Raw genomic sequence first — 10,637 nt, forward strand, 5'->3', positions numbered from 1 at the left:
CGACCACGGCGATCGCCGCGGCCACGGCGGCCGTTCGCCCACGGTGGGCGCCGCGGGGACGGCGGCCGTCCTTCTCGCCCGGCGCGCCCTGCGCCAGGTGCCCCGCGTGACGGGCGTGCCCCTCGCTTGCGCCTGCCTTTGCGTTGCTGCGGTCCCGTGCCGCGTGCCGTGCAGCCACCTTCGCTCCCTTGCGTCCGTCTGCGCGCCACGTGCGGCGCGTCCGCCCATGGGCACGAGTATAGTCCGTGTGGCCGCGCCCGGCGCCGCGCCGTCCGCGGCCGCCATGCGCTAGACTGTGCAGGCCGCATACGTCGCGCGCGGCGTGCGTCGCGCGCAATCCATCGCAAGCCCGGGAGTCCGCCCATCATGACCAGCGCCCACAACACGTCCAAGCCCGCCGCCCCCGCCGGCCGCCGCCCCATGCGCCTGCTTTCGCCCGTCGGCGGCCCAGAGCAGCTGCGTCAGGCCATCCACTTTGGCGCGGACGAGGTCTACCTGGCCGGGCGCAGCTGGGGCATGCGCGCCCGCAGCAAGAACTTCGACCGCGACCAGCTTGCCCAGGCCGTCCGCCTGGCGCACGCCTCCGGCGTCGCCGTCCACCTCACGCTCAACACGCTCATGCGCGACGCGGACGTGGACGCCCTGCCAGACTACCTGCGCTTCGTGGACCAGGCGGGGGTGGACGCCGCCATCGTGGCGGACCCGGGCGCCATGGCGCTCCTGCGCAGGTACGCGCCACACGTGGAGCTCCACGTGTCCACGCAGGCCTCCGTCATGAACGCGCTCGCGGCAGAGGAGTACGCCCGCCTGGGCGCACGGCGCGTCGTCCTTGCGCGCGAGATGAGCGTGGGCGAGGTCGCGGAGGTGCGCCGCCGCCTGGACGCGGACGGGTTTGGGTCGCTGGAGCTCGAGGTCTTCGCCCACGGCTCCATGTGCATGGCCGTGAGCGGCCGCTGCCTGCTGTCGAGCGAGCTCGTCGGCCGCGAGCGCGGCGCAAGCTTCGGGGCGTGCACGCAGCCGTGTCGCTGGGGCTGGACGCTGGTAGAGGAGTCGCGCCCGGACGTGCGCCGCATGCCCGTGGAGCAGGACGGCTCCTGGAGCTACATCCTAAGCTCCAACGACCTTGCCATGCTCGACCACCTGGACGACCTTGCCGCCGCGGGCGTCGCCGCCGTCAAGGTCGAGGGCCGCGCGAAGGGCGCCTACTACACGGCGTGCGTCACGAACGCCTACCGCCACGTGCTCGACGGCGAGCCGGCCTCCGCCTGGATGGGCGAGCTGGACGCCGTGAGCCACCGCCCGTACTCCACGGGCTTCTTCTATGGCAACCCCACGCAGAACCCCGGCCGCGTGGAGTACCAGCGCGACCGCCTGATGGTGGCCACGGTCGAGAAGAGCGTGGCCCTGCCGGCGGACGCCGCCTCGGGACCGCGCTACATGACGGAGGTGCTCTGCCGCAACAAGGCCGCGGCCGGCTCCGTCCTGCAGGTGCTCTCCCCGCGCGAGCCCATCCGCGAGTGCCGGCTCGGCGCGCTCGAGCGCTTCGACGCCGAGCTCCAGACCTGGGTGCCGGCGCCGGACCTCTCGCGCGCGATGGAGCGCTACCGCACGGTGCTGCCGTTCGCCCTCGAGCCGCTCGACATACTCTGCCTCAAGCAGTAGCCGTGCACGGCCGCCGCGTCGCGCGCTACGCCAGCGTGTAGTGGTCGGCGGCGTGGCGCATGTTCACCTCTGCCAGCTCGAGCTCGCCCTCGATGTAGGGCAGGTACATGGCGTCGATCGACCCCACGCCCATGCTGCAGCCGGAGCACTGCTCGCACGACCCGTCGCCGCACCAGTCCAGCCCCCGCCTCACGATTTCGATGCGCTCCTCGCGCGTGGTGTCCTTAATCAGAATGCTCTTCGGCATGGCGTGCCTCCCTGTCGTTGGTCTCATGTGGAGGAGTGTACCCCTCCGGGCGCGCCGCGGCCGGCCCGTCGCGCACTTCTCACATCGCCCGCTATACTTCCCATAGCGCGCCGCCGCCGGCGGTCCGCGCAACGCAACGCGTCGATGGGAGACCCCGCATGCAGTACAGAAACGACAGGCACGGCGAGCCGCTCTCGCTCCTTGGCTTCGGCTGCATGCGCTTCAGGCGCACGTCTGGCCCAGGCGGCGCCATCGACTACCCCGCGGCGGAGCGCCAGATCATGCGCGCCATCGAGCTGGGCGTCAACTACTTCGACACCGCCTACATCTACCCGGGGAGCGAGGAGCTCCTCGGCCGCGTCCTTGACGGCAACGGCGTCCGCGACCGCGTGAACATCGCCACGAAGCTCCCGCAGTACCTCATCCGCAGCGCGTCGGCCATCGACCGCTACTTCGACGAGGAGCTCCGTCGCCTCAGGACGGACCACGTGGACTACTACCTCATGCACATGCTCACGGACGTCGCCGCGTGGCACAAGCTCGAGGAGCTCGGCATCCGCGACTGGATTGCGCGCAAGAAGGCCTCCGGCCAGATCCGCAACATCGGCTTCTCCTTCCACGGCAACACGGACATGTTCCTCAAGGTGCTCGCCGCCTTTGACTGGGACTTCTGCCAGATCCAGTACAACTACATGGACGAGCACGCCCAGGCCGGGCGAGAGGGGCTTCTTGCCGCGGCCGAGCGGCACATCCCGGTCATCATCATGGAGCCGCTTCGGGGCGGCAAGCTCGTCGACCTGCTTCCCCGTGAGGCGAAGTCGCTCATAGCGGAGGAGGCCCACGGGTGGAGCCCCGCGGAGCTGGCGCTGCGCTGGCTCTACGACCAGCCGCAGGTCACGTGCGTCCTGTCCGGCATGAACAGCGAGTCCATGGTGGAGGAGAACTGCCGCGTCGCGAGCGAGGCCGACGTCGGCTGCCTTGGCCAGGCCGACCGGGACCTCATCGCACGCGTGAAGGAGATCGTGGGAAGAAGCATGCGCATCGGGTGCACGGGCTGCGGCTACTGCATGCCCTGCCCGAAGGGTGTGGACATCTCCTCCGCCTTCCGCTGCTGGAACCAGATGTACACGGAGGGCAAGTCCGCCGGCTGCAAGGAGTACTGGCAGGTCGTGAGCCTGCGGAAGGAGCCCGCGTTCGCCACGCAGTGCGTGCGCTGCGGAAAGTGCGAGTCGCACTGCCCGCAGCATCTGCCCATCCGCGACGCGCTTCCCCAGGCGGACCGTGACCTCAGGCCCCTGCACTACCGCATCGCGGGCGTCGTGGCCAGGAAGTTCGCCCTCGGCTAGGGGCGCTCTCCCTTCCGCGCGGCCTGGCGCGCACGCGGGTCGCGGTTCACGATCACGATGCCCACGGAGACGAGCGCGAGCGCGACCGTGGCGCGAAGCGGGTCGATCGCGGACGCCTCCCCCAGCAGCAGCGCCGAGAGCACCACGCCAAACACGGGGTTCATGAAGCCGAACACGGCAACGCGCGACACGGGGTTTGCCGAGAGCAGCATGGACCACATCGTGTAGGCGGCCGCGGAGATGAAGCCCATGTACGCAAGCAGCGCGAGCGCGGCCGGCCGGGACGGCTGGAGCCTGCCTCCCGTGGCAAGGCCGATCGCCGTCAGCACGACGCCGCCGACGAGGAACTGCCACCCGCTCAGCAGCACGGGGTCGTGGCGCTTCGAGAACTCCCTGATGAGGCAGCTCGACATCGCCGCGGCGATGGTGGAGAGAAACACGAGCCCCTCGCCCGCGAGGCTGAACTCTAGGGTCCCGCCCGACTGCAGGTTCACGAGGAGGACGCCCGCGAAGCCGACGACGCACCCGATGACCTTGCGTGCGTCGAGCCGCTCCTGCCTGAAGGCGAGCGCGGCGAGCAGGATAACGATGAAGGAGGCGCTCGCCTCGATGATGGAGCTTGCGACGCCCGACGCACGCGACAGGCCAGGGTAGAACAGCCCATACTGGAGCACCGTCTGAAAGAGCGACAGACAGAGGATCGCCTTCCAGTCAGTCGCCCTCGGCAGCAGCGGGCGACCCCTCATGACGCTCATGGCGACGACCACCATGCACCCGGCGACGAAGAAGCGCACGCCCGCGAACAGAAGCTGGGAGGACGTCGCGCTTGACGCTATGCCAAACAGGACGTTTCCTATCTTCGTGCATGGGAAGGCGGAGCCCCACAATAGGCAGCTCGCCATGGCAAGCGCCAGCACGCCTCCCGTGCTGGAAAGGAAGGAGTTCCTGTGCGACTCGCGCGCGCCTATGGTTGCCTGCGAAGCGTTCTCTGACACCTTTTGCACCAAACCCTACCTGCGCGCCTTGCGCATCTCCCTCTTCACGTTCCTGAGCCTTGACTCGCACTGCTCCCGGTACTTCGCATACTCCTGCTGGGAGCGCTGGTCCCTTCCCACGACCTCGCCAAGCACCTTGAGCTGTCGCCTCGCCTGCTTCTCGTGGCCGGTGTTGACGAGGGCGTCGACCGTCGCCTGCGTGAACTGCGCGACGAGGCTGGGGTCGTACTCGCCCCTCGTCCAGGACTCGTAGTCTGAGAGCAGCCTCGCCACGTCGCCCGTGCGGTTGTACCGCTCGAGGATGGGGTTGCACGTGTCCTTCACGTCGAGCTTCATGCGCGTCTTACGTATGGTCGTCATCACGAAGAGCCCCGCGAGGACGATGACCACGAGGATCGCGAGACCGATGAGGAACGTGGTCGTCGTGTCGAGCCTCGCGACGTTCTGAAGGAGGTAGACGACCACGAGCGTCGCGACGAGGGCGGCAATCACGATCCCCCTCTGGCTCGAGGCTGCCATCTGGGCGCCTTTGGGGCCGCCGCCCTTGCCGTTCGCCTTGCTCTTCTCGTCCTGCGCCATGAGAACCTCCCATCTGATTCCTGCCTGCACTACCTTAGCGGTTTGCCGCCGGCCGCGCACCCCCGCGGCGATGCGGGGCGTCGCGTCGGCGCACGGCTAGTTCGAAAGCCGGTGGGCCATGCCGGGAAGGAGCCCCTCCTGGTCGCTCTCGGGCGCGTCCGGCCATCCCAACACGCGATCGACCATCCCCTCGACGTCGAGCACCCCGTATGCGAACCCCTTGCGGATGAGCTCCTCCGGGACGAACTCGTCGTACTTGTCGAAGCAGGGCACCTCGCCGGGGTAGACGAGCTCGAGCGGGTCCGAGAGCGACGCCGCCGCGCGCTTCACGACCCGGTAGAACGTCTTGGCGTCCGCCCTCATGGTGAACTGCATGAAGTAGGGGCGCGAGGAGTCGAGTCCCTTCAGTCCAAGCTCTGTCGCGCACTTGATCTTGATGAGGCGCTCGAGGGCGAGAAACGCATAGCTTCCGAGCCAGGGGAAGAGGCACCACGCGGTACCGCCAACGCAGATGAGCGGCTCCGTCGTGACGTGGGCGTTCCTTGCGACGTGGCGCGCCTGCTCAAGCCGTGCGCGGGCATTCCGACGGAGGTATGGGTACATCCTGTCCTCCCGCAGCACGAGGCGCATGCGCTCGAGGATGCGAGTGTTCACGTCGCCGGCTACCATGCCGAAGTAGGCGGGCACCTTGCCCTTGACGGGAGAGCACTCGATGAGGTGGCGCTTGTAGTCGATCTCCTCGATCACCCACGTCGCCCCGGCGATGGCGATGCGCTCCCCGACGGGTGGCGGCTGGACGATGGTGCCCAGCTCCTGCGACTCGCTCCGTACCGTGAACTCCTCGTCCTCGCTGAAAACGGCGTAGAACTTGAAGTTGTTCGTCACGCGCTCGCCGGCGATGCCGACGATGAGCCCGCCCTCCTCGGTCTGTTGGACGTGGTCGATCGATATGAGGTGACGCAGGAGCACTCGGTAGTCGTCCGCCGAGACCCTGTGGAACGGCGTCAGCGTGAGCACGCGGCGTGCGAGCTCGGCGGGGGAGAGCTCGCCGGAGCTTGCGAGCGTGGCCATCGTCTGGTGGTACAGCAGGCTGTAGGGAAGGCCGTCCAACCGTGGCGGCTCGACCCAGCGGTCCTCGACGTAGAGCTGGACGAGGGCGATTCCTTGGAGGAGCTTCCACGGTATGGTCTCGGGCAGGAGGGCGCGCGACTCCGGCTCGTCCTCGCGCATGAGGAACCACATCTCGCTCGGCTGTCCGCGCCTGCCCGTCCTGCCCATGCGCTGCAGGAACGAACTCACCGTGAACGGTGCGTCGATCTGGAACGCCCTCTCGAGTCGGCCGATGTCGATGCCGAGCTCGAGGGTGGCGGTCGTGACGGTCGTGAGGTTCGCGTCCTCCTCCCGCATTATCTCCTCGGTCGACTCGCGTAGGCTCGCGGAGAGGTTACCGTGGTGAATCAGGAAGCGGTCCGGCTCGCCCATTGCCTCGCAGTACTGCCTGAGCGTGGTGCAGACCGACTCCGCCTCCTCCCTGGAGTTCGCGAACACAAGGCACTTGTGGCCGCGCGTGTGCTCGAAGACGTATGCGAGCCCCGGGTCCGCATATACGGGGGCGGCGTCGGTGGGGGCCTCCGCCGCGGGCTGTTCCGGGTCGGGGAGCGGGCGTTCCGCGACGTCCTCCGCCCGCTGCTCGGGGGAGGGAACGCGCTCCTCCCTGGCAAGTCCCGTCGGTATCTCGTACGTGGGTGCCCCCGCGTCCCTCGCGTCGTGCCCGAGGCCGTCGGACCCACGCTCGGGCGCCTGGGGGCCGGACGTGTAGAAGTGCTCCATGGATATGCGCCAGCGCTCCTTCGGGCCCTCGAGCTTTGGGATGACGCAGCCGCGCCCCGTGCCGGCGCTCAGGTACCGTCCGGTCGCGACGGGGTCGCCGATGGTTGCGGAGAGGCCTATGCGCCTGGGGTTTACCCCGGCGAGCCTACTGAGTCGTTCGATGCAGCAGAGGCACTGGTCCCCGCGGTCCCCGCGCAGCAGCGAGTGAACCTCGTCTATCACGACGTACCGAAGGTCACCGAATATGCGCCCTATGGCTGAGTGGCGGTGCAGGAGCATCGCCTCCAGGGACTCCGGCGTAATCTGGAGTATGCCCGAGGGGCGCTTCATCATCTTTCTCTTGTGGGACTGGGAAACGTCGCCGTGCCAGTGCCAGACCGGTATGTCTGCCTCGGCGCACAGGTCCTCGAGACGGATGAACTGGTCGTTGATGAGCGCCTTCAGGGGGCCTATGTAGATGGCGCCGACTGACGCGGGCGGATCCTCCCAAAACTCGGTCAGTATGGGGAAGAACGCGGCCTCCGTCTTGCCGGACGCCGTGGATGCGGTGAGAAGGACGTTCTCGTCCGTGTCGAATATCGCCTGAGCCGCCGCAACCTGCACCGACCTCAGGCTTTGCCAGTCGTGCTCGTAGATGAAGTCCTGTATGAAGGGCGCGTAGCGATCGAAGGTGGACATGTCTTCCCCGTCTGCTAGATGCTGAACTCCGCAAAGTCGTCGGTGCGTTCCTCCCTAGACGCGGGAACGCTCTTCGCACGGGGCGAGGCGGCCGCCTCCTCGCGCTGCTCGACGGGAGTCTGCACGGGGGCGTTCATCTCCTCGCTCTGGAGCATCGCGTCGACGGTGAGCGTGGGGTTCTGGCTCAGGATGTCGAGCATCTCCACGAAGTCGCGAATGACCTCGCGGGGCGTCAGGTGGGTGTCCGCGCCGACGCGCCCATACTCGACCTGCAGGAAGCGTACGAGGTCCTCCTGCGTGACGCTGCGCTCGTAGCCGAAGAGGCCGGCGTGGATGTCCGCGAGCTTCTCGATGAGGACGAGGAGCTCCTCGTGCGTGAGCGGCTGCAGCCTGATGACCGGCGCGAGCATGTCCACGAGGCCGCCCTGGGCGAAGCGCCCCTGCGTGAGGCGGCTGCGCAGCGCCTCGTACGAGTAGATGCCGCGACGGCGGTCCTCTATGGACTGGGGCGTGCCGCTCATGATGATGCCGAGGTAGTGCGCCTTGCCCTGGAGGGTGTCGTTGTACATGGTGAGGATCTTCTCGTAGTTGTACTGGCGACTGATCGCGTTTGGGATCTTGTAGAGGTTCACGAGCTCGTCCACAAGCACGATGAGACCCTGGTAGCCGGCACCGCGCAGGAAGGTGGCGAACAGCTTGAGGTAGTCGTACCAGTCATCGTCCCCTATGGCGATGTTGACGCCAAGCTCCTGGCGCGCCTCCGTCTTGTTGCGGAACTCGCCGCGGAACCACTTCGTGACGCTTGCCTTTGTGTCGTCGTCTCCCTCGAGGTGGGCGCGCCAGTACATGGTGAGCAGGCGCGCGAAGTCGTAGCCGTGCACAAGCTCCTGCAGGTTGCGGATGGTGGTGAGGATGCGGCGCTCGACGGCGTCCGAGAAGCCGGGCGCGTCCGGGCCTATGCCGTCCTCGAGCGTGACCTGGGACTCCACGTTGGACACCCAGCGGTCGAGTATGAGGTTCAGGGCGCCGCCCTCCGGCTGCGTCTTGGTGGAGAGGTTGCGTATGAGCTCGCGGTACGTGGCGAGGCCCTGGCCGTTGCCGCCCTGCAGGCGACGCTCCGGCGAGAGGTCCGCGTCGCACACGACGAAGCCCTTGCCCATGGCGTGGTTGCGGATGGTCTGAAGCAGGAAGCTCTTGCCGGCGCCGTAGCGACCCACGACGAAGCGGAAGCTTGCCCCGCCCTCCGACACAAGGTCTAGGTCATGCAGCAGGGCCGCGATCTCTCTTTCGCGCCCGACCGTGATGTAGGGAAGGCCGATGCGCGGGACGACGCCGCCCTTGAGTGAGTTGACGATCACCGCCGCGATGCGCTTGGGCACGCGCCTCTGCTGTTGAGCTGCCATGGGACCCCCTCCTTATGGTGTGACCAACCATTGTAGACCATGGAGGAGAAATAGAACAGATGTTCTTTTGGCAATTTTAGAGACCGCAGATGTCGCGAACGTCCTCGACGTAGTCCGCAACGAGCCGCGGCTCGCCGTCGACGTACTCGATCGCCGTGTCGCCAAGCTCGTCGAACAGCTTCTCGTTTATGGAGTCCACCAGCACGGATGCCATGGGCTTTCCCGGACCGAGCAGGTCCGAGAAACCCCTGCCCTCGGACACGCGCGCGATGACCTCGAGCTCGAGCTCGTCCAGGCCGCATGGCATGTCCCCGCCGGCCGCATCGTCCGGGCCGCCCTGCGCGGCCGGCGCATCCGCCGAGATTGTGCCGCCGGCAAGGGGCGATGTCGCGGCCGAGGGGGCGATGCCCTTCTCACCCGCGTGCGACGGCTGCGCCGTGGGGACGGGCGCGGCTGGTGCGGGCGCGGCTGGCTCGTCCTCGATCTCCTCGTCCACGAGGAGGGCCTCGCGGGTGGTGGCCGCCGCGGCGCGTATGCCACCGAGCTTAGAGAGGTCGATCACGATCTTGCGGCTCTCTGCCTCGAGCTCGCGCTGCCGCTGCTCCGCGGACGCCTGGACGATGATCTTCTCGAGGTACTTTGCGAGGGGGCGCGGCTTGAGGGCGCGTGGGTCGTCCCAGTCCTCGCGCATCTGGCGGTCCATGGCGCGCAGGATGCGGCCGAGGTCGCGGCTCTTGCCCGCGTGCTCGTAGCCGCGGCGGATGAACCAGCGCCCGGCGAGCGTGGTCACGCGCGTGCACGCGTCGATGCGGTACGTGGGGGAGGGCAGCTCCTTGGGCAGCGTGCACGGGAGGTCCGGGAACGGGAACCAGCCGACGTTGGACTCCCATCCCACGAGGCCGTCCACCAGGTTGGTCTTGCGGCGCTTGCCGCAGTGCCTGGCAAGCGCGCGGAACACGGCCGCGCCGACCGCGGCGGCGGACTGGGGGTTGTTTCGCAGGAACGGTGAGCGCTCCACGTTGTACGAGGACAGCGCGGCCATCGCCTTCCAGACGTCTGCGTCGGAGGGAACGTGCGCGGGCATGTCCTGCGGCGTGAGGTCGCGGGCGCCGGCCTCGCAGAGGACCGCCCGTTCCGCCGTGCGAAGCGTGGCGACGGCTTTGGCGAAGGCGCGCTCGTCCGCCGAGGTGGCGAGCTCTGCCGGGAGGTTGTGGAGCACCGCGTAGTCGCGGATCCAGCGGCGCGCGTCGAATGCGAGGTCAGAGGCCATACCGTCCGAGTCAAGCTCCGCTGCGCGGTCGCGCAGGCGGATCAGCTCCTTCAGGCAGGGCATGCCGGGCTTTGCGCCGACACCGTTCACGAGCTCCGCCGCGAGGATGTGGCCGTACGTGTAGGGGATGCGGTCCTCGCGGTGCGCGCGCCACGTGGTGCGCCACGCAAAGTAGCCGCGGAGCTCCTCGTTCGAGAGGTCGCGGTACGAGACGCTGTAGCGGTACCTAACGCCAAAAGGCGACGGGGCGGAATCGTCCTCGTAGTCGGCGGCAAGGCACGCCTGTGCCACGAACAGGCTGACGCCGGTGAGCCTGGTGCCGTCGAGCTGCGGTGAGGTTTCGAGCCGGCGCAGCTCGCGCAGGGTCTGCGGCAGGTTGCTGCCGGCGCGCGCGGCCGCCTTGCGGGCGTCTTGCCGCGGGCGGGACGGCGCGGCGTCCGGGTGGGGCCACGACCAGCCGTCGTACGGCCAGCCGGAGGAGGGGCCGTCCGCGTCGAGCGGCGCGTCGAGCTCGTCCAGCCAGCTGCGCTGGCGCCGTGCGTCGCCGTGCGTGGGGCGCGGCCGGGGCGGAAGCTCCGCGGGGGGCCGGCGGGGCCGGGGGGGGGGGGCATATTGCCCCGCGGGGGC

8 protein-coding genes are annotated in these 10,637 nt (G+C 68.5%); 2 read left to right on the forward strand and 6 right to left on the reverse strand.

Annotated features, from left to right (window positions below):
- The first annotated feature begins 366 nt into the window (after positions 1–366).
- Positions 367–1,662: a peptidase U32 family protein gene (locus ACTQWE_RS09965; RefSeq protein ID WP_441857157.1), complete on the forward strand. Its 1,296-nt coding sequence runs from the start codon at positions 367–369 to the stop codon at positions 1,660–1,662.
- A gap of 25 nt (positions 1,663–1,687) precedes the next feature.
- On the opposite strand, the gene ACTQWE_RS09970 is transcribed toward ACTQWE_RS09965, so the two are convergent.
- Positions 1,688–1,909: a hypothetical protein gene (locus tag ACTQWE_RS09970; RefSeq protein WP_090845196.1), complete on the reverse strand. Its 222-nt coding sequence runs from the start codon at positions 1,907–1,909 to the stop codon at positions 1,688–1,690.
- Between the two features lie 158 nt (positions 1,910–2,067).
- Between ACTQWE_RS09970 and ACTQWE_RS09975 the strand changes: the two genes are divergently transcribed.
- Entirely contained in the window at positions 2,068–3,255 is a 1,188-nt protein-coding gene (locus ACTQWE_RS09975) for an aldo/keto reductase (protein WP_441857159.1), read from the forward strand.
- On the opposite strand, the gene ACTQWE_RS09980 is transcribed toward ACTQWE_RS09975, so the two are convergent.
- From ACTQWE_RS09980 to ACTQWE_RS10000, 5 genes are all read right to left on the reverse strand, one after another.
- On the reverse strand, positions 3,252–4,250 hold the full coding sequence (locus tag ACTQWE_RS09980) for a DMT family transporter (RefSeq protein WP_441857161.1): 999 nt from the start codon (positions 4,248–4,250) through the stop codon (positions 3,252–3,254). The genes ACTQWE_RS09975 and ACTQWE_RS09980 overlap by 4 nt on opposite strands.
- 15 nt (positions 4,251–4,265) lie before the next feature.
- Positions 4,266–4,829 (reverse strand): hypothetical protein, encoded by a 564-nt coding sequence (locus ACTQWE_RS09985; protein WP_441857163.1) that lies wholly within the window; start codon positions 4,827–4,829, stop codon positions 4,266–4,268.
- A gap of 96 nt (positions 4,830–4,925) precedes the next feature.
- Positions 4,926–7,337 (reverse strand): DEAD/DEAH box helicase, encoded by a 2,412-nt coding sequence (locus tag ACTQWE_RS09990; protein WP_441921672.1) that lies wholly within the window; start codon positions 7,335–7,337, stop codon positions 4,926–4,928.
- A gap of 14 nt (positions 7,338–7,351) precedes the next feature.
- Positions 7,352–8,740 (reverse strand): ATP-binding protein, encoded by a 1,389-nt coding sequence (locus ACTQWE_RS09995; protein ID WP_441857167.1) that lies wholly within the window; start codon positions 8,738–8,740, stop codon positions 7,352–7,354.
- A gap of 76 nt (positions 8,741–8,816) precedes the next feature.
- Positions 8,817–10,637, reverse strand: a 1,821-nt coding sequence (locus ACTQWE_RS10000) for a TerB N-terminal domain-containing protein (RefSeq protein ID WP_441921674.1), incomplete at its 5' end; no start/stop codon positions are given.

The sequence above is a fragment of the Parafannyhessea sp. LCP19S3_B1 genome (assembly GCF_052121955.1).
Taxonomy (GTDB): Bacteria; Actinomycetota; Coriobacteriia; order Coriobacteriales; family Atopobiaceae; genus Parafannyhessea.

Bases quoted from the DNA above. Each gene is read 5' to 3' on its own strand.
- ACTQWE_RS09965 (WP_441857157.1), top strand. From the start codon at position 367: ATGACCAGCGCCCACAACACGTCCAAGCCCGCCGCCCCCGCCGGCCGC.
- ACTQWE_RS09970 (WP_090845196.1), bottom strand. From the start codon at position 1,909: ATGCCGAAGAGCATTCTGATTAAGGACACCACGCGCGAGGAGCGCATC.
- ACTQWE_RS09975 (WP_441857159.1), top strand. From the start codon at position 2,068: ATGCAGTACAGAAACGACAGGCACGGCGAGCCGCTCTCGCTCCTTGGC.
- ACTQWE_RS09985 (WP_441857163.1), bottom strand. From the start codon at position 4,829: ATGGCGCAGGACGAGAAGAGCAAGGCGAACGGCAAGGGCGGCGGCCCC.
- ACTQWE_RS09990 (WP_441921672.1), bottom strand. From the start codon at position 7,337: ATGTCCACCTTCGATCGCTACGCGCCCTTCATACAGGACTTCATCTAC.
- ACTQWE_RS09995 (WP_441857167.1), bottom strand. From the start codon at position 8,740: ATGGCAGCTCAACAGCAGAGGCGCGTGCCCAAGCGCATCGCGGCGGTG.